We start from the raw sequence: 18,101 nt of genomic DNA, 5'->3' as shown, positions 1-18,101 counted from the left end.
TTAACGATTCGTAACACAGCCCTGCAACGTTTGGAAGTCGCCCGCGAAGGCCCACCCGCCGCTACACGTGGGCGTCGAGACGCCGGTGACCGCGACCGTGGCTCCCGGGCCTGCGATGCCGATCGACAACCCGGGTCGCACGCCGGATGTGGTGACGCTCGCGCCGGGGCCGAGGGCGACCGCGGCCGGGCCGGACAAATAGGTCGAGTTCGAGGTCGCGGTGCCACCGTTCTGCGCGATCGCGAGGGACAAACTGGCCGGTGCGGCGTCGGCGGCAGCGGTTCCGTCGATGCCGTAAGCGGCGGCGGCGCCACCGGCGTCACTGGTTGCCGAGCATGAGGCGCCGCCGCCGGAAGACCGCGCCGTCGCCGGGCCCGGCGACGGGCATTCCGCAGGCGGAGCGGAAGTCGCGGTGGGCGCGGCGAGCAGTATGCCCAGCGACGCCGCCCCGACGCCGGCCACCAGCCCGAGTGATCGCGTGCGAGTGAGTCGATCCATGACGTCCTCCCATTGGGGTCTTTGGGCTTCTAGCGCTTCACACTACTCCTCTAATGATGCAAAATCGACGCATCACTTGGGTAGCATTCGACGCTCCGCACGACACCGCATCCACTCGCCGAGGCGGTTCGCCGACTTCGCCCGCTGACGACGGTCGGTGAAGAAACATCCGGCTCGCGACGAGGAGCAGACGACATGCCGATACCGAACCCGCGCAGGATGCTCCGCCATGGACGTCCCCTTCCTCGGCCACCATCGGTCGCGCAGTCCCGCGGCCGCGATCGCGACCATCTCGAGCAGATGCGGTCCCGCGATGGTTGAGCGCCGATCCGCGGAATTCACGGTGGGCGCCGTGGCGGCCAGGCTCGGGGTTCCGGTCGCGACGCTGCGCAGTTGGAACCGGCGTTACGGGATCGGCCCGCCGACATGGCAGCCCGGCGTCCATCGCCGCTATTCGGAATCCGAGATCGCGACGGTGCGGCGCATGATCGAACTCGTTCGAACGGGCGTCACCCCCGCCTCGGCCGCACGACGAGCACTGGCCGAAGCCGATCCGGCAACGGAGGATCGCAGCGCCCTACTCGGCGCCGCCGAAGAGTTCGAACCCGATGTCGCCCTCAGCGTGCTCATCACCTGTCTCGCGCGTGACGGCGTCGTCGCGACGTGGAACCGGCTGTGCCGTCCGGCGTTCGAGGCGATCGTCACCGGGCAAAGCGCCGGGCGGGGCCTGATCGAAGTGGAACATCTGCTGTCGTGGGCGACGATCGCGGGACTGCACCGCATGTTCCCGCCGGTCCGGCGCCCACGCTCCCAACCACCGATCGTCCTGGCGTGCCCCGCGGGGGAGGACCACGTGCTGCCGCTCGAAGTGCTGCGAGCCGCGCTGGCGGAGCGGGGCATCGTCGCGTTGCTGCTGGGCGCGGCGGTGCCCGATCCCGCTCTGCGGGCCGCCTTGTCGCACCACGACCGGTCGTGCGTGCTCGTGCTGTGGTCCCAGATGCCTGCGACCGCCACGCCGGAAACGATCCGTGCCGGGCAGCGGGCCGGCGCGCGGGTACTGGTTGCCGGACCCGGCTGGTCCGCGATCGCGTTGCCACCCGAGGTGGCGCACGTCAGCTCGCTCGAGGAGGCCATCGAAGCGGTGCGGGATCTCGGCGAGCGACATGACCTCACGTGACCACGGTTTCGCGACTCGCTCCGCGTCGAAGCGATGCCCGCCGGCAAGTCCCGGCCGAATCGCTCCGTGGCCGCCGGTTCGGCCGGAACACCGGAGCGACACGGGACCTCGAGCGTGCGCAGACGCCGTCGTCGTCGACAGTGCATTCGGCCAGACCGAGTTTTCACAGGTGGTAGCGGTGTATTCGGTCGGCAGCACGCCGCGGTACCGCCACAGCGGCACCGCCTCATCGACGAATTCGTCCAGGCACAGGGCACCGAGTGCGCCCCGAGAATGAAGCCGGTCGGAGCCGTTGTCCTGGACGAACGCGTCGATCTGCGCTCGAGTCAGGAGAAATACCCGCCCGGGAGGTCCTGCCTGGGCTTGCGGCCATGGCTCTAAGTTCGCCAGACCGCGGCGAACTCATACCAAGGCCCGCCTAGGGGCTTCGCCGAGAAGTCGTCGAACCCGGCAGGTTCGCCGTTCGGCGAATAGACCCAGCCGGAGCTGGTGGTGAGACCGAACCCGGTGGCCTCGATGAAGCAGACAGCACCGTTGGCGTCCGCAATGGCGTAGGAGATATCGAATCGACCGATCTCCAGCTCGCGGCGGTGCCTTTCGGGGCCGGCCAGCAGCTCTTGCGCCAGTGCTTCGAACGCCGGCCGCGCCTCGTCGAACGAGGTCGGTGGCACGAGCAGCCCGATCGCCGACGCGACCAGCACGGCAGCCGGAGCCGGAAGAATCCACCACGAGCGACGACGGTCTCGTGCCACGAGGTAGAGCGTGCGGATCGCCCAAGCTGTGCCCGCCCCCGCGAGTCCCACGAGCGCTGCCGCGCCGAACAGGAGCGGGTCGGCCCACCGCATACTCCCGAATCGAGAAGGCCACCAGCCGTGCTGGAGGCAGATCAGTACGACCAGCGCGACAACGACAACGGTCGCGATGATCGGACCGGGAGGTTTGCTCGCCTTGCCCGCACCACTCGCCTTCGCGGCAGTTCCCTTTTGCTCACGCATCAGCATGATCCGATCTCTACGTCGGGTCGACCAGCGTGCTGTGGCGTTCACCGCGGCGGCCGCAAAAGGTGTTCACCGGCAAGCTGAATGGCTTCGCGTTTGGTGTACCCAGGGTGGTCGGCGACGATGAAATGGCGGCCGATCGCAAGGGCGAATGTCAGCGTACTGCGTGCCTCGATCTCGTCCGGGTCGGTGATGAAGGTCTGGAACATCTTGCGCAGGAACTCCATCCGCTCGTTGTCGATCCGGCGCAGCCGCGTCGCGACGGACTCGTCGTGGCGGGCCCAGGCTCGCACCGCGAGATCGATCCGGTGCAGGTCCTCTGCGAAGGTCAGCTGTCCTGCCCGGCGGATCCGGTCGGCGGGATCACTGCCTTCGGCGTCGGCTCGCGCGATGACCTCTGTCGTGCAGCGGCGTTCCCACTCGTCGAGCATTTCCGAGAGCAACGCGGGACGGCCGTCGAAGTGCCCGTAGAACCCGCCCTTCGTCACGCCGATTTCGGCGGCGAGCGTCTCGACGCGGACGGCGTCGGGCCCTCCTCGGGCAAGCGCTTCGAGGCCCGCCTCGATCCAGCGGGCGCGTGTGGTGCGGGGCACGGCGGGAATGTCGGGACCTCCATTGATCGTGCTGCTTTTATACGTTACCGTACAGATCAAATGTACGGCACCGTATAAATCAGTTCTCCGGCAATGGGAACCAGCCTGGCGGGTTCGCGAGGATTCCGGGTGAAGGACGAACATGGAAGGTCACGATGAACTTCGGAAAGCGATCACTTCGCTGGGCGAGCGGGATCATGCTGACGCTGGGGACGGGGCACCTGATCCTGGCGGCGCTCGCCTCCTGGCAGGAAATCACCGGCTGGGTCGATCGAGGCATATGGGCAGCCGTCCCGCTCACGCTCGCCGACGAAGACGCCGGGCAGCCGGCGGATTCCCTGCCGGACAAGGTCACCTTCTGGGCCGGTCCGGGCAGCTTCGCCGTGCCGTTGATTCTCTTGGGACTGCTGACCTGGCACCTCGCCGGGCGCGGGGTCACGGTGCCCGCCGGGATCGGCTGGGGTCTCGCGGCATGGTGTTCGCTGTGTGGCGTCCTTCTCGTGCCCTCCCCGTTCTTCGTCGGAATCATCCCGGGGGTGCTCATCGTGCTGGCGGCGCGCAAGGGTGATCGGTCGCCGGGCGCGGGTGTCTCGCGCGCCGAGCTTTCGGGCAGGTGAACCGCCCTCGTTTCCGAGGCTCACTCGAATGCTCGCCGCGCTACCGCGTAGGAATTCCGTGACCACGGCGCCCGGCGACGCCGTTCGACACCCTTTCGATCCAGCTCGACTCGACGGCTAGCGGGCGGGCACGATCGGTCGGCCGCTGCCGGGCCCCGGGGCCGGCGGTACCAGTGCACCGGCGGGCGGGTTGCTACTCGGCGCCGAGCGTGCGGGCGGGGGCGCCAGCATCTGCAATGGCAGCGTTGCCGGCGGTGGGGGAGGACCGCCTCGCGTGCCTGGTGCGGGCTTGTCGGAACCGCATCCTGGAGCGGTCGCTGTGCTGGGTGTTTCACCGCAGTTCTGCGCCGGGCCGGTCGGAACGATGGGTTCGGCGGAGGCGGTGGCGGCGGCGATCATGAGCCACACCGATACGCCGGTCGGTGCGATCCAACGGCGCCGACCTCGCGTCTGGATCACAGCCATATCGGATCACCGTAGACAGCGACCGAATTGTCGGCTGTAGCCGTCGAAATCGACACGATCGCGAACGAGCGAAGACTGACCGCGCCCGCACACGCATCGATCTTGATCTGTATCTGATCGACGGAGATCGAACCGTGCGCTCCGGCGAGCGCTTTCGTGCCCAGCGTGATGCTGTTGATGGTGCCGGGCTTGATGGTCGTCGACATGTTCGGCAGTGCCAGCGCGCTGCCGCCGACCGAGAGGCCGGGCGTCGGGGCGACGGTCACCATGGCGTTCGGGCCGATCGCCGCGGAAATTCCCACCGTCAAGCCGTTGGACACGTCGACCTGGCAGCCGATCTGGTATCCCAGCTGCAGTGTCCCGGAGTTCACCGGCTCCCGGCCCTCGCCGCTGATGTCCGCCGCCGCCGAGAGCGTGACGAATCCTTCCCGGGTGAACGGTGTCGCGGCCAGATTGGGTACGCGTTGCACGTCTTCCGTGGTTTTGCTGACGCGTAACTCCCAGCCGTCCTCCGTGCCGACAACGCGAGATTTGTCCGCCATTTGGTCAGCGGTCGCGGGGGCCGGGGTCATGCCGAATGTCGCGGTCGCAGCGATGCCGAGCATCGCTATCGTCGAGCCCTTCAATGGAATCCTTAGTACAGGTAACAGTCGGTCGCCATAGTACTGACCGGCTCCCTGTTGCGGCACCCGAAGCGCGTCCAATTCCAGACCGCATCGGCCGTCGACCGCTCCAGCCCGCTGCGGGAGCGTGCGCCGCGGCCGGGTGTCGGGGGAAGTCGGGTCAGCGGTGGATATACCCCCGGGTGAGTGGTGCGTCGTCCAGGCGGGGGGCGATCGATTCACCGCCGAGTGCCTGACGCAGTATCGCCTGCTCGTCCTGGATGACGTGCATGACGGCGTTGATCAGGGCGAGGTGGGTGAACGCCTGCGGATAGTTGCCCCAGTGGCGGCCGGTTCGTGGGTCTATCTCCTCGGCGTAGAGGCCCAGAGGGCTGGCGTAGCCGAGCAGTTTCTCGCACAACTGTTTGGCTCGCGTCTTCTCGCCGATCTCCGACAGCGCCGAGACCAACCAGAACGAGCAGATCGTGAAAGCGCCTTCCTCTCCGGCGCACCCGTCATCGGTCTCACCGACGCGGTAACGCAAGACGAGGCCGTCTTCGGTCAGCTCGTCGGCGATCGCCAGCACGGTGTTGCGTACCCGGTCGTCGTCGGGCGGCAGGAAACGAACCAGCGGGATGAGCAGGGTCGAAGCGTCCAAGGCAGTGCTGCCGTAGTACTGGGTGAACACCCGCCGAGAGTCGAGCGCGTGCGCGCAGATGTCGGCGTGGATCTCGTCGGCGGCTTGTTGCCAACGATGCGCGCGTTCGAAGTCCTGGTGGATGCGGGCCAGCCGGGCGCCGCGATCGGCGGCGACCCAGCACATGACTTTGCTGGAGGTGAAGTGCTGGGGCTGCCCGCGAACCTCCCAGATGCCATGGTCGGGCTCGCGCCAGTAGGTGAGGGCGCTTTTGACCGCCCGGCCCAGCAGCGGCCAGGCACGCGCATCGATCTGATCTTGGTGGCGGGCATAGAGGTAGACCGCGTCCAGTGCGGCGCCCCACACATCGTGCTGCCGTTGCCGGTAGGCGTCGTTGCCGATGCGTACCGGTCCCGCGTTGTCGTAGCCGCGTAGGTGGGTGAGGGTCTGTTCGGTGAGATCGGGTTCCCCGCCGATGCCGTAGACGATCTGCATGTCGCTGGCTTCTTCGGTCAAGTCGAGGATGTAGGAGAAGAAGTCGTTCGCCTCCCAGCTGAAGCCGAGTGTGTACAGGCCCCACAACGCGAAGGCGGAATCGCGGATCCACGAGTAGCGATAGTCCCAATTGCGTTTTCCGCCGGGGGTTTCCGGCAGCGACGTGGTGGCGGCGGCAGCGACGGCCCCGGTGGGGGCGAAGGTCAATGCCTTGAGTGTCAGTGCGCTGCGGGTGAGTTCCGCGGTCCACGGATGGTCCGGGAATCGGCCGCCGGCCAGCCAATGCCGCCAGTGATGGACCGTCCGCAGCAGCCGTTCATCAGCCTCCTCGACGTCGCGAGGGGCGTCGCGACTGCCCCAGGAGAGCGCACAGAAGCGGGTGTCGCCAGTCTTCAGAAGGGTGCGGGCTACCGCGTGCGTTCCTTCCAGTCCCAAGCGCATGTCGGTGCTCAACGTCAGTTGCAGATCGGTCCCGTCGGCACTGGCTTGGGCGAGGTGGTAACTGCCCAGATAATCCCACCGAGCGCGATACCGGCCGTAGTCGAAGGCCGGTTGGCAATCGAGCCCGAACTGGATCTGCCCCGTCTCGCAGTGCACCGTCCGCAGCAGGATGTGCTCGGCGTCGTAGTCCGTGGGGGTTCGCCGGTGGGCGCTGCGGCCGGGGGTCTGGTGCCGCCAAGGGCCCACCAGCAACACGTCACGCACCGTCGCCCACCCGTCACCGCTGCGCCAACTCGTCTCCATGACCATCGTGCCGGGGATGTAGCGACGATCGGTGGGCACCATGAAATCGGCGGGGCCGAACCGGAACGAGCCGGCGGAACGATCGAGGATGGCCGCGAAGATACTGGGGGAGTCCATGCGGGGCAGGCACATCCACTCGATGGCACCGCTGGGGGCGATGAGGGCGGTGACCTCACAGTCGGAGATGAACCCGTAGTCATCGATGCGCGGAAACGCAGTGAGCCGCGGCGTGCGTTCGATTTCGACCATGCGCTGCTCCATCGTCATCTCGGCGGCTACCGGCCGGCCGGCCATCCATGCGATTACGCGCTGGACCGCCTTCCTTCTCGACCACACTGCGAGCATTGCCGGGGCGTGCGTGATGTGACGCTTCCACCAGCCCACCATCTGGTGGGCCGGATCGGCAAGCACTGCGGACTAACGATCGTCTTCGGCCCGGGGAAAGTCTGGGCTGACCAGCCGCCGAGCGGCGAGCACGATGGCGGCGCGGCGTTCGGCGACGCGGTGGGGGTCGGCGCGGATGGCGTGCATGGCCGCGGTGCGGGCGAGGTCGGTCAGCATGACGATCAGTGTGATCGGCGCGAACGCCTCGGTGATCAAGCCCTGTTCTTGTCCGCGGTGGATCTCGGCGAGCTTTCCGGCGATGATGCGGCGGATGGCGTCTTCGGCGGCGGGGATGTGGGTCTGTTCGATCTCGGCCCAGGCTTGCAGGCGGGCGTTGTCGGGGTGCGCGACGTAATGGTCGAAGAGCCTGCCCACATAACCGGGGAGGTCCGCGGCGTCGAGGGCGGTCTCGTCGGTGGTCTGGGTGACCCACGCCTCGGTCACGGCGGCGTAGAGCTCCTCCTTGCCGGCGAAATACGCGTAGAGCCGGTCTTTGCTCGCTTTGGCCGCGTCGGCGATCCGATTGATGCGCGCGCCCGCGATGCCGTACCGGGCGAACTCCGCTTTGGCCGCGACGAGTATTCGTTCGCGGGTGGCCTGACCTGCTGCGCGCATGGCGGCATCCTATATTGCCGAACCCTTTGGTTCGGATATACAGTTTCCGAACCAAAAGGTTCTGGAAACCGCACCGGGAACGAGGATGGACATGAGCTCTATGGGGACTGGTTGGCGAGATCTCGCCACCCGAGAGGCCGGGGTATCGGCCGCGGAGCTCGATGCGCTGTGGGCCGATCTACCGGTGACGCGCGCCGAAGACATACTCGGGGAGTGGAAGGGCGCGGCGTTCCCGACGGCGCACCCGCTGCGTAAAGCGCTGTCGGCGAGTCGCTGGTACGGGAAGACGTTTCACAGCCTGCTCGATGCCAAGCCGTTGATCTGCCGCGCCGAGGACGGATCGCTGTTCTCCGATGTCGAACTCGGCGGCGGGGAGGCGACGTTGTGGAACATCGAATTCCGCGGCGAGGTGACCGCCACCATGGTCTACGACGGCCGCCCGGTCTTCGATCATTTCAAATGGCTCGAGGAGAACACCTTGATGGGCATCATGAACGGCAGGCCCGAACTGGTGCTTGCCGGCGGCGAGTACTTCTACTTCCTGCTCGAGCGGGTCTGAGCGATGGTGACCTGCACCGCGGTGCTCTCCCGCGATCCCGCCGCGCCGTTCACCGTGGAAGCCGTCGAGATCGACGACCCCCGCGATGACGAGATCTTGGTGCGGGTCCAGGCCACCGGTATCTGCCACACCGACCTCGTCACCCGCGCGGCGGGCCGCGCCGACCGTCCCGTCCTGCTCGGGCACGAGGGCGCCGGAGTGGTGGAGACGGTCGGCGCGGCAGTGACCGGTGTGCGCCCCGGAGACCGTGTCGTATTGACCTTCCGGCACTGCCGGACGTGCCGGAACTGCCGGGCGGGGCGCCCGGCATACTGCGTGCGAGCGGCGGAACTCAACCAGTTCGGCGGCCGGGCCGACCGCTCCCGCCGGATCACCGTGGCGGGAACGCCGGTGCGGGACGGCTTCTTCGGCCAGTCCAGCTTCGCCGCTTACGCGTTGACCAGCGCAGACAACACGGTGGTCATCGATGCCGCGGTCGAACCGGCGGTGGCGGCTCCGCTGGGCTGCGGGTTCCTCACCGGCGCTGGCGCGGTGCTCAACGTGCTGCGCCCGGACCGGGATTCCCGCATAGCGGTCTACGGCGCCGGGGCGGTCGGAATGGTCGGCGTGCTGGCGGCACTGGCGTGCGAAGTCGCCGAGCTGGTCGTGGTCGAGCCCTCACCGACGCGGCGAGCGCTGGCGCGGGAACTCGGCGCCACCGCGGCCCTGGATCCGGCGGCCGACGACATCGTGCCCACGATCCGGAAGCTGACCGACGGCGGGTCGACCCACGCGCTGGACACCACGGGCTCGGCGAGTGTTCTTGCCACTGCGGCCGCCGCAACGGCGATCGGCGGCACCGTGGTCGCGGTCGGCCTGGGCACCGGGGTGCCCGAGATCGACCTGCGCGATATCGTTCTGGGCGGCAAGGTGATACGAGGTTGTCTAGAAGGCGACGCGGTGCCCGCCACCTTCATCCCGCACCTGCTGGACCTGTATGCCTCCGGCCGGTTTCCCATCGATCGGCTCGTCACCCCGTATCCGCACACCGACATCAATCTCGCGCTCGCTCAACAGCGCGAGGGAAAGGTCATCAAACCCGTCCTGACCTGGGGAGCGTGACGGCCGGCCCCGTAGGCCGCCGGCGACGGCGCGACCGGGGTGGGTGCGCTGTTTCGCGCGGCGCCGAAAACCTATTGAACGCCGCGTGCTTCGGTTCCTACGCTCAGCGAGTGAACGGCTTCTCCGGACTGCTGAATGTGGTCGATGTCGAGGCGACGTGCTGGGAGGGTGGGATCCCCGCGGGCGCGGTCAGCGAGATCATCGAGATCGGGTTGACCGTTGTCGACCTGGACGCGCGAGACCGGATCGCCAAGCACCGGATCTTGGTCCGGCCCGCGCGGTCCACGGTCGGCGCGTTCTGCACCGAACTCACCGGCCTCACGCAGGCCGAAGTCGACACCGGCATGGCATTCGCGGACGCGTGCCGCCTGCTGGCGACCGAGCATCGAGCTGGAATCCGGCCGTGGGCCAGCTGGGGTGACTACGATCGCAAACAATTCGTAAGGCAGTGCGCGGCCACCGGTGTCGCATACCCCTTCGGGCGGCGGCATACGAACGCCAAGCAGGTCTTTTCCGAGGCATACGGCCTGAAGCGCCGTCAGGGGATGGCGGGCGCGCTACACATCGCCGGGATGCCGCTGGAGGGCCGTCACCATTGCGGCGCGGACGACGCCTGGAACATCGCCGCTCTGGTCCTGGACATCGTCGGACGCCACGCCTGGCGCACTACTACGGAATCCTGACGGGCCAAGAGCCGGATCAGCGTCTCGCGACGTCGGCCCCCGCGCCGGGGGACGACTAGTTGCCGCGTCCTGCGCGTTGCTGGCACACGTGCCGCTGGCACAGCCACACCCGGGCTTCGATCTACCCCGCGCCGGTTCGTCCATGGCAGCGACTCTTGTGTCCGATTCTTGGTGATCGCCAGGTTGGTGCCGTGCAAAAGGGGGATACCCGCGGAAGGGCCGGGTGCGTGCACAGGCATGCGGCTCTCGGGACCGTGGGAGGGGCTGGCATGGTGTCGAGCACGCTCGCCGCGCTCTACCAAGCGTCGGCGCAAGGACCGCCCGGTCTGCTGCCCGCACGCCAGCAGATGGCGTTCTCGCTGGGCTGGCACATCGTGCTGGCCTGCTTCGGGGTGGCGTTTCCCGCGATGATCTACGTCGTACACCGCCGCGGCATCGTCCACGACGACCCCGTGGCACTGGGCTTGGCCAAACGGTGGGCCACGGTGTCGGCGATCCTGTTCGCCATAGGGGCGGTCTCCGGAACGGTCCTCAGTTTCGAAATGGGGCTGCTGTGGCCAGGGCTGATGGGCCGCTACGGCGACGTGCTCGGCTTGCCGTTCGCCTTCGAAGGACTTTCGTTCTTCATCGAGGCGATCTTCCTGGGCATCTACCTCTACGGGTGGGGCCGCATGCCGCCACGGAGGCACCTCGCCATGCTCGTCCCGATGGGTGTCGCGGGGGTGGTCGGCACGTTCTGTGTGGTCAGCGTCAACGCGTGGATGAACAACCCGACCGGCTTCCGGCTCGTCGACGGCTCGGTGACCGATGTCGATCCGTGGCGAGCGATGTTCAACGACGGCGTCTACCTCCAATTCGCGCACATGTGGGTCGGGGCGTTCATGGTCGTCGGATTCCTCGTGGCAGGCGTCTACGCGGCCGGGCTGCTGCGGGGACGCCGCGACACCCACCACCGGCTGGGGTTCACCGTCCCCTTCGTCTTCGCTACCGTCGCCGCACTCGCACAACCGCTCATCGGGCACGTTCTCGGGATGCGGGTGCACGATACGCAACCGGCGAAGCTGGCCGCGTTCGAACTGGCCCCCACCACCGAAGGTCCGGCTCCGCTGCGACTGGGCGGTGTGCTCGTCGACGGCGAGGTACGCGGGGCGCTCGAGATCCCACGCCTGGGTTCGATCATCGCCCGCAACTCGCTGACGGCCCCGGTCCCGGGGCTGGACACGGTCCCCGTCGACGACCGGCCGCCGGTCAACATCACTCATCTCGCTTTCCAGACCATGGTCGGCATTGGCACCCTGCTCGCGCTGCTGGTGATCGTCTTCTGGCTGCTGCGCTGGCGGCGCCGCGACCTGCTGGACGATCGCTGGTTCCTGCGGGCGGCGACAGCCACCGGACCCCTGGCCGTTCTCGCTCTGGAATGCGGCTGGATCGCCACCGAAGTGGGCCGTCAGCCGTGGACGGTGTGGCGGGTACTGCGCACGGCCGACGCCGCGAGCGCGAGTACCGGTCTGTGGTGGAGCTACATCAGCGTGGTGCTGGTCTATCTCGGGATGACGGTGGGTGCGATCGTCGTCTTGCGTTCCATGGCGCGTCGCTGGCGCAGCGGCACCACGACCATCACCGCTCCCTACGGACCCGGAGCGTCCCCGGTCGACCAGGCGCAGCGTGCCCGCAGCGTCGGAAAGCCGTGACCGATGGATCTCTCCGACGTGGTCGCGACGGCGATGTTCACCGGCGTGGTGCTGTACGCGCTGTTCGGTGGAGCGGACTTCGGCTCGGGATTCTGGGACCTGACCGCGGGCGGACCGCGCCACGGCAGCCGCATGCGGGTGCTCATCGACCACAGCATCGGTCCGGTATGGGAAGCCAATCACGTCTGGTTGATCTACATCCTGGTGTTTCTCTGGACCGCCTACCCCACGGTCTTCGCCGCCGTCATGACCACCCTGTTCATCCCGATGAGCCTGGCACTGCTCGGGATCGTGCTGCGCGGGGCCAACTTCGCGTTCCGCAAGTACTCCGCGACGCTGAGTCAAGCGCGCCTGTTCGGCGCCTTGTTCGCCGGCGCGTCGCTCATCACGCCGTTCTTCTTCGGCACCGCCGTCGGTGCGATCGCCTCCGGCCGGGTGCCCGCCGAGGGGTACGGCGACGTGGTGGGCTCGTGGCTGAACCCGACCTCGATCCTTGGTGGCACTCTGGCCGTCGGGACGTCCGCCTTCTTGGCCGGTGTCTTCCTCACCGCCGATGCCGCTCGCTCCGGCGACCACGCACTCGCCGAGTACCTGCGTTCCCGCACGTTGCTGGTCGGCGTCGTGACCGGCGCGATCGCGATCGCGGCGATCGCGCCGATCCGTCGTGACGCGCCGACCCTCGGCGCCGAACTGCTCGGCCGCGCCCTGCCGCTGATCGTGCTCTCCGCCGCCGCCGGGGTACTCACCCTGGCCTTGATCCACCGTCGCCGATTCGGCTGGGCGCGGGTGCCCGCGGCGGTCGCGGTCGCGGCGATCGTCATCGGGTGGGCGGTCGCGCAGACGCCGTGGATCCTGGTCGATCAGATGCTCATCGCCGACGCCGCGGGAGCACGAGCGACGCTCCTCGGACTGCTCGCCGTCGTCGCCCTCGCCGCTGTGACGGTTCTTCCCGCCTTGACCTACCTGTTCTGGCTCACCCAGACCGATGCCTGGGTCCGCGACGAGCCCGTCGCTGTCGGGTCCGCCGAACATGCGGAGGACACCGACGTGGCCTGACGGCCGGTCGCCGCCTCTGTCAACAAAAAGATCGGTTTGTTTGCGAGCGCCGGTGGTATCCGCTGCACGTATCGGTTCGACAGCGCGGTCGTGCCGGTACGCCTCGGGGCACCCTCATTGCTCGACGACCAGCAGCTTCGAAGTTATCGCGAATCGCTTGCGCCGCACGAACACGAGGTGCCTCTTCCAAAAGGATGGACGGCGCAAAGGATTTGCATCGTGATCGACGACGTGAACGGGCCCATCACCGATGACGAAGACCGAGACCGGATCGTCTGGCCCGAGTCCAGCTCCCTGAACGCATGGTGGGCGGATGTCATGAGCCACCGGTTCCCCCGAACGCAGACCACGTCATCGAGTTGACCAGGACCGGCGTGGAGGCCGTTGTCGAAAGGGCGGCCAGCGACGAGAGCCGAGTTCGGTGGTGGACTGGGTAAGCCGTTGTCACCCGCGCGTGGCGTCGAGGACGGTCACATGAACCGCCCGCCGGTCACCTCGAGCACCGTCCCGGTCATGTACGACGACAGATCCGAGGCCAGAAACAGTGCGACGGTGGCGATCTCGCTCACCTCTCCCGCGCGCCCGAGCGGGATTTCGGCCAGCTTCCGATCCCACACCTGCTGTGGCAGTGCCTCGGTCATCGCGGTGCGGATCAGGCCGGGCTGGATCGCGTTGACCCGCACGCCCACATGCGCGAGTTCCTTGGCCGCGGCCTTGGACAGGCCGACGATGCCCGCCTTGGCGGCGGAGTAGTTGGTCTGTCCGGCCAAGCCGATCTTGCCCGAGAGCGACGACATGTTGACGATCGCGCCGCCGCCACGCTCCCGCATGATCGCACCGGCCAGCCGGGTGCCGTTCCAGGTGCCTTTGAGGTGTACCGAGATCACTTGATCGAACTGGTCCTCGGTCATCTTGCGCATGGTGGCGTCGCGGGTGATTCCGGCGTTGTTGACCATCACGTCGACGGGGGAGAAGGACTCGGCAGCGGCGTCGAGCAGCGCCCGCACCTCGTCGGCGACGGTGACATCGCAGCGCACGCCGCGCGCGACGGCCGCGCCGCCGAGTCGCTGCGCCGCGTCCGCCGCCGCGGCACCGTCGATGTCACCGACGACGACGCGGGCGCCCTCGGCGACGAATCGCTCGGCGATCGCATACCCGATCCCCTGAGCGGCCCCGGTGATCACAGCGGTCTTGGCTTGGAGTAGTGGGCCGGTCATGCGTTTTCCTCACGGTTGTCGGTGTTCGGGGTAGCGCACGGCCGCATCACGAGCGCTTCTTCGCTGCGCGGACCAGGCCGCCGCCGATGATGAGCCGCTGGATCTCGCTGGTGCCTTCGTACAGGCGCAGGAGGCGAACGTCGCGGTAGATGTGCTCGACGGGCACCTCGCGCATGTAGCCGGTGCCGCCGTGGATCTGGACCGCGTTGTCGGCGACCCGGCCGACCATCTCGGTGCAGAACAGCTTCGCCACCGACGGCGCGATTCGGCGGTCCTCGCCGGAGACGTACTTGGCCGCCGCGTCGCGGACCAGGGCCCGGCCGGCCATCACACCGGTCTGCTGGTCGGCGATCATGGCCTGTACCAGTTGGAAGTCGCCGATGGCCGTCCCACCCTGGGTGGCGGTGGCGGCGTAGGCGACGGATTCGTCGAGCGCTCGCTGCGCGGTGCCGACCGACAGGGCGGCGATGTGCACGCGCCCGCGGGACAGTGAGCTCATCGCGGCACGGTAACCGACATCCTCGGAGCCACCGACGAGCGAATCCGCGGGGACGCGGACTTCGGAGAAAGTGACATCGGCGGTCCAGGAGCCCTCGTGGCCCATCTTCGCGTCCTTGGGGCCGACCGTGACGCCCGCGGTGCCGGCGGGCACCAGGAACACCGCGATGCCGGGCCCGTCCGGCCCCGGCTCGCGGGTACGGGCGAAGGTCACGAACAGGTCGGCCAGCGGGGCGTTGGTGATGAACCGCTTCTGGCCCTCGATCACCCAGTCGTCACCGTCACGGGTCGCCTTGGTGCGCAGACCCGCCGGATCGGAGCCCGCGCCGGGTTCGGTGAGGGCGAAGGAGGCGACCACTTCCCCCGAAGCGATGCGTTCCAGCCACTGCTCCTTCTGTTCCTCGGTGCCATAGGTCACCAGCACCTGACCCGCGATGCCGTTGTTGGTGCCGAACATCGAACGCAGCGCCAGGCTGGTGTAGCCGAGTTCCATGGCCAACTCGACGTCTTGGGTGAGGTCGAGGCCGAGACCGCCCCACTGTTGCGGGATCGCGTAGCCGAACAGGCCCATGTCGGTGGCCTGGCGCCGGAGGTCGTCAGGGATCGCATCGGTCGCCAGGATCTCCGACTCGCGGGGCACCACCTTCGTCCGGACGAACTGACGAACCTGCGCCAGGATCGGCGCGAAGTCCTCGGCACTGACTTCGGACACTGTCGGCTCCTTCGGTCGGCCTTCACGAGCAGCTCGGCCGGTGCGCTCAATATATCGTTAGATAGCGTAACGACCACATCGACGGCATCGCCGCCGAAGGAGATGGCATGCCGGGGATGTCGAGATCTATCCGGGGGATCGGCCGATCCGCTATGGGCGAATTCGAAGCAGGTGGTGTCTCGATACCTGGCGTGAATCATCGACCACGATGAAGTCCGGGCCTGAGTTACGCTGCGGCTAACGCATACGCATGGTGCCCACCGAGGACCTGTCCGAACTCAGTGCTGAGCCTTCGGCGCGGACAGCCGGTCACAGACGCAGGAGGGTAGCGAAAGTCTCGGGATAGATAGAGCGGTTCACGCACGCTCCCTCGCCGTAACCTCAGCTCTCGGACGGCCGGGGCAGCGCGAGAAGTTCGTCGATGATCTCGATCGGCGTCAGCGAGAACGGTGCGGCATCCAACGAGGTCGCGTTGCGGATCTGAGCGGCGAGACCCGCGGGGCAGTCTGCACCCGGGCGGGCAGTGGTGGCGCACGCCGTGCAGCCCTCGACAGCGTCGGTGAGATGGGCTTCGACATTGCGCATGTCGAGCGCGGCGATCAGGTCGAACACGCTGAAGCGGTCGATCGGCATGTCGGTATTTTCCTCTGGCTCGATGTCCAACCGGGTCAGCGGCCCGCCCACCATGGTCGCGCGACGTGAGCGGTCGCCGGCGGCTGATCCGTTCCGCGGCCGACGGCGCTGTCGACCTGCCGACATCATTGTCGGGACGGATGTCCGGGGCGACGACGTTGTCGTTCGGACGAGGAGCACGCACGTGCTTTTGTATAGGCTCCGCATCGGTAATGTAACAGATGGATATAGGCTCGGGGAACCCGTCAGCAAACTCCACATCTACTTGAATTCATGTGATACGGGCCACTGTTACCATGCCGGGGTGCGGCACGAGCCGGGCCTCTACTCTCTGGGTCGGCGACGGCGACGAAGGGCTCGATCGGCGCAGAGAACCTCCTCTTCGACTTGCTTGCCTACTACGACAGCGCAACTGCCTGGCACAGGACTGGGGCCTCGGCCCTCGTCTTCGCCGACCCACGGAGCGCAGCCCAGTCGAACCGGCGCGTAGCGCGGTCGCGAAGGCCTACGCTGTCCTGGCCGAGGATCAGTCGTGTTTGTCAGTTGGGGGAACCGATGTCCGACACCGCGCTCTTGCTGATCGACCTGCAGAACAGCTACCTCGTTCAAGACGTTCGCGACGCGCTGGGCTGGCCGCCGATCTGGCGGCTCGACCAGGTGGTGGGCGAGTGCCGTGACCTCGCTGAATCCGCCCGCGAGTCGCGCATCCCGGTCATCTACTCACGTCAGATCCCCAGTCCCGCAGGGCCGTTGGCACTCAATCCGCGCTCCGCTCGGCATCGCCGCTCCCGCGCCCAACTGTTACCGAAGCTGTCCGCCGAAGACCGGCATCGGCGATCGCAGATCATCGACGCCGTGGCACCGCAGCCGAGTGATCTGGTGCTCGACAAGACCCGGCACAGTTTCTTCGCCTACACCGAACTCGACCCGATCCTGCGCAGCATGAACATCCGTCGGCTCGTCGTCGCGGGCCTGCAGACGAACGTGTGCGTCGAGGCCACCGTTCGTGCCGGGTTGGAACGGAACTTCGAAATGGCCGTCGCTGAGGACGCGGTCGGTACCGACGGCCCCGCCCTCCACTTCGCGGCGTTGAACGCCATGCGGGTGCTCTACGTCGAAGTCGCCCCCTGGCGCGAACTCATCGCTCCCGGTGCTCCGTGGGATCTGGCCTACCGGACACCCAACTACGGCCGGGACCCCGCGTACTGGTCGGACCCGCACATGCCCGTGCCGAACCACTAGCGCCGCTGCACAGCCAGCTCGTCAGCTCCTCCCCACGACCATCATGCGAACCCTTCCGCTTTCTCGGTCGAGTGTCACCACTCGCCGGCCGGCACTTCACCGTCGGAGCCCAGGACGACCGACGCGCCGACGGTTCCACCGGCGACCAGTTCGATCAGGGTGTCGGAGGATCCGGGGTCGCGGTACAGGACTTCGGATTCGTAGGTGAGTTCGTCTCGCGTGCGCAGTTGCGCGGCGGCAGTGGCGAGGTCGTCGTAGCTGAGCACCCGTTCTCCGATGAACGCCGGATCGCTGCCGCGTAGCAGGTGGGTGCGGTGCGCGTAGGTGACCGGTCGCGGTGATTCGGCCGCGATCTCGGCGACGACGGCGGGATCGTCGAGGGAGAGCCAGTCGACCCCGGCGCCGGATCGGGTGCCGCTGAGCGTCAAGCCGATCTTGATTTCGAGGTGGTCCGGCAGTGGCGTGTCGAGTGCGTCGACCGGGACCAGGGCTGCGCCGGTTTTGAGTACGGCCCAGGTGGCGATGACGGCTTCGAGGCCGCGGTCCAGCCGGACCGCGACGCCCGCGCCGGGTCCGCAACCCCGCGCGATGAGCACCCGCGCCAAACGCGACGAGCGAGTCTCGAGGTCGTGGTAGGACAGCTCTTCGTCGCCGGAGACGAGGGCGGGGGCATCGGGGTCGTCCTCGACCGCGGCCACCAGCGCCTGGGTCAGCGCGGTACCCGCGGTCGGCGTCGACGGAGGTAGCGAGGAGGGTGTGCCGACAGCCGTGATTCGTTCTCGTTCGGTGTGGTCGAGGATGTCGATGTCGCCGATGGGGGTGTGGGGGTTGGTGGCGATGGTGGTGAGGATGCGGTGGAGTCGGTGGCCGAGGGTGTGGATGGT

19 protein-coding genes are annotated in these 18,101 nt (G+C 67.7%); 9 read left to right on the top strand and 10 right to left on the bottom strand.

The genetic code is table 11. The features are described from left to right. On the bottom strand, positions 1–498 hold the full coding sequence (locus tag M8859_RS04955) for a DUF6764 family protein (protein ID WP_195139297.1): 498 nt from the start codon (positions 496–498) through the stop codon (positions 1–3). Between the two features lie 313 nt (positions 499–811). Between M8859_RS04955 and M8859_RS04950 the strand changes: the two genes are divergently transcribed. Then, positions 812–1,675 carry a MerR family transcriptional regulator gene (locus M8859_RS04950; RefSeq protein ID WP_159925619.1) on the top strand — a complete coding sequence of 288 codons (864 nt, stop codon included), beginning with the start codon at positions 812–814 and terminating at the stop codon, positions 1,673–1,675. A gap of 377 nt (positions 1,676–2,052) precedes the next feature. Here M8859_RS04950 and M8859_RS04945 read toward each other — a convergent pair whose 3' ends face one another. Beyond that, a complete protein-coding gene (locus tag M8859_RS04945) occupies positions 2,053–2,670 on the bottom strand; it encodes a DUF1109 domain-containing protein (protein WP_249643924.1) in 618 nt (205 codons plus the stop codon). Between the two features lie 47 nt (positions 2,671–2,717). Further along, positions 2,718–3,326 (bottom strand): TetR/AcrR family transcriptional regulator, encoded by a 609-nt coding sequence (locus tag M8859_RS04940; protein WP_249643923.1) that lies wholly within the window; start codon positions 3,324–3,326, stop codon positions 2,718–2,720. Positions 3,327–3,421: 95 nt separating this feature from the next. On the opposite strand from M8859_RS04940, the gene M8859_RS04935 reads away from it, so the two are divergent. Beyond that, positions 3,422–3,883, top strand: coding sequence for a DUF6463 family protein (locus tag M8859_RS04935; RefSeq protein WP_159925615.1), 462 nt, complete (start codon positions 3,422–3,424; stop codon positions 3,881–3,883). A 455-nt stretch (positions 3,884–4,338) separates the two neighbouring features. Here M8859_RS04935 and M8859_RS04930 read toward each other — a convergent pair whose 3' ends face one another. From M8859_RS04930 to M8859_RS04920, 3 genes are all read right to left on the bottom strand, one after another. Further along, complete coding sequence (locus M8859_RS04930; protein WP_249643922.1) at positions 4,339–5,052, bottom strand: MspA family porin; 714 nt, start codon at positions 5,050–5,052, stop codon at positions 4,339–4,341. Between the two features lie 79 nt (positions 5,053–5,131). Continuing rightward, entirely contained in the window at positions 5,132–7,075 is a 1,944-nt protein-coding gene (locus tag M8859_RS04925) for a glycoside hydrolase family 15 protein (protein WP_308221162.1), read from the bottom strand. A gap of 168 nt (positions 7,076–7,243) precedes the next feature. Further along, positions 7,244–7,825 (bottom strand): TetR family transcriptional regulator, encoded by a 582-nt coding sequence (locus M8859_RS04920; protein WP_159925613.1) that lies wholly within the window; start codon positions 7,823–7,825, stop codon positions 7,244–7,246. Between the two features lie 85 nt (positions 7,826–7,910). On the opposite strand from M8859_RS04920, the gene M8859_RS04915 reads away from it, so the two are divergent. The 6 genes from M8859_RS04915 (at position 7,911) to M8859_RS04890 (ending at position 13,278) form a co-directional block, all read left to right on the top strand. Further along, on the top strand, positions 7,911–8,384 hold the full coding sequence (locus tag M8859_RS04915) for a DUF4334 domain-containing protein (RefSeq protein ID WP_159925611.1): 474 nt from the start codon (positions 7,911–7,913) through the stop codon (positions 8,382–8,384). A gap of 6 nt (positions 8,385–8,390) precedes the next feature. Next, positions 8,391–9,485 (top strand): NAD(P)-dependent alcohol dehydrogenase, encoded by a 1,095-nt coding sequence (locus M8859_RS04910; protein ID WP_195071955.1) that lies wholly within the window; start codon positions 8,391–8,393, stop codon positions 9,483–9,485. A gap of 110 nt (positions 9,486–9,595) precedes the next feature. Continuing rightward, positions 9,596–10,168: a 3'-5' exonuclease gene (locus M8859_RS04905; protein ID WP_159925607.1), complete on the top strand. Its 573-nt coding sequence runs from the start codon at positions 9,596–9,598 to the stop codon at positions 10,166–10,168. A 269-nt stretch (positions 10,169–10,437) separates the two neighbouring features. Next, entirely contained in the window at positions 10,438–11,859 is a 1,422-nt protein-coding gene (locus tag M8859_RS04900) for a cytochrome ubiquinol oxidase subunit I (RefSeq protein WP_159925605.1), read from the top strand. A gap of 3 nt (positions 11,860–11,862) precedes the next feature. Next, complete coding sequence (locus M8859_RS04895) at positions 11,863–12,915, top strand: cytochrome d ubiquinol oxidase subunit II (RefSeq protein ID WP_249643921.1); 1,053 nt, start codon at positions 11,863–11,865, stop codon at positions 12,913–12,915. Between the two features lie 219 nt (positions 12,916–13,134). After that, positions 13,135–13,278, top strand: a complete 144-nt coding sequence (locus tag M8859_RS04890; protein ID WP_159925601.1) for a hypothetical protein — start codon at positions 13,135–13,137, stop codon at positions 13,276–13,278. A 107-nt stretch (positions 13,279–13,385) separates the two neighbouring features. Here the strand turns inward: M8859_RS04890 and fabG are convergent, their stop codons facing one another. The 3 genes from fabG to M8859_RS04875 all read right to left on the bottom strand — a co-directional run bounded on the left by fabG (position 13,386) and on the right by M8859_RS04875 (position 15,975). Continuing rightward, positions 13,386–14,132, bottom strand: coding sequence for a 3-oxoacyl-ACP reductase FabG (fabG, locus tag M8859_RS04885; RefSeq protein WP_159925599.1), 747 nt, complete (start codon positions 14,130–14,132; stop codon positions 13,386–13,388). 46 nt (positions 14,133–14,178) lie between these two features. Further along, on the bottom strand, positions 14,179–15,342 hold the full coding sequence (locus tag M8859_RS04880; RefSeq protein ID WP_249643920.1) for an acyl-CoA dehydrogenase family protein: 1,164 nt from the start codon (positions 15,340–15,342) through the stop codon (positions 14,179–14,181). 381 nt (positions 15,343–15,723) lie between these two features. After that, entirely contained in the window at positions 15,724–15,975 is a 252-nt protein-coding gene (locus tag M8859_RS04875; RefSeq protein WP_159925597.1) for a hypothetical protein, read from the bottom strand. Between the two features lie 555 nt (positions 15,976–16,530). Between M8859_RS04875 and M8859_RS04870 the strand changes: the two genes are divergently transcribed. Continuing rightward, a complete protein-coding gene (locus M8859_RS04870; protein ID WP_159925595.1) occupies positions 16,531–17,217 on the top strand; it encodes a cysteine hydrolase family protein in 687 nt (228 codons plus the stop codon). A gap of 74 nt (positions 17,218–17,291) precedes the next feature. On the opposite strand, the gene M8859_RS04865 is transcribed toward M8859_RS04870, so the two are convergent. Continuing rightward, the coding region (locus tag M8859_RS04865) for an AMP-binding protein (RefSeq protein ID WP_249643919.1) at positions 17,292–18,101 on the bottom strand (810 nt) is incomplete at its 5' end.

This window comes from Nocardia sputi (assembly GCF_023501985.1).
Note: the sequence above shows the minus strand (reverse complement) of the source record. Positions and strands in the feature narration are given on the sequence as shown.

Bases quoted from the DNA above. Each gene is read 5' to 3' on its own strand.
- M8859_RS04955 (WP_195139297.1), bottom strand. From the start codon at position 498: ATGGATCGACTCACTCGCACGCGATCACTCGGGCTGGTGGCCGGCGTC.
- M8859_RS04950 (WP_159925619.1), top strand. From the start codon at position 812: ATGGTTGAGCGCCGATCCGCGGAATTCACGGTGGGCGCCGTGGCGGCC.
- M8859_RS04945 (WP_249643924.1), bottom strand. From the start codon at position 2,670: ATGCGTGAGCAAAAGGGAACTGCCGCGAAGGCGAGTGGTGCGGGCAAG.
- M8859_RS04935 (WP_159925615.1), top strand. From the start codon at position 3,422: ATGAACTTCGGAAAGCGATCACTTCGCTGGGCGAGCGGGATCATGCTG.
- M8859_RS04925 (WP_308221162.1), bottom strand. From the start codon at position 7,075: ATGGTCGAAATCGAACGCACGCCGCGGCTCACTGCGTTTCCGCGCATC.
- M8859_RS04920 (WP_159925613.1), bottom strand. From the start codon at position 7,825: ATGCGCGCAGCAGGTCAGGCCACCCGCGAACGAATACTCGTCGCGGCC.
- M8859_RS04915 (WP_159925611.1), top strand. From the start codon at position 7,911: ATGGACATGAGCTCTATGGGGACTGGTTGGCGAGATCTCGCCACCCGA.
- M8859_RS04900 (WP_159925605.1), top strand. From the start codon at position 10,438: ATGGTGTCGAGCACGCTCGCCGCGCTCTACCAAGCGTCGGCGCAAGGA.
- M8859_RS04895 (WP_249643921.1), top strand. From the start codon at position 11,863: ATGGATCTCTCCGACGTGGTCGCGACGGCGATGTTCACCGGCGTGGTG.
- fabG (WP_159925599.1), bottom strand. From the start codon at position 14,132: ATGACCGGCCCACTACTCCAAGCCAAGACCGCTGTGATCACCGGGGCC.
- M8859_RS04875 (WP_159925597.1), bottom strand. From the start codon at position 15,975: ATGCCGATCGACCGCTTCAGCGTGTTCGACCTGATCGCCGCGCTCGAC.
- M8859_RS04870 (WP_159925595.1), top strand. From the start codon at position 16,531: ATGTCCGACACCGCGCTCTTGCTGATCGACCTGCAGAACAGCTACCTC.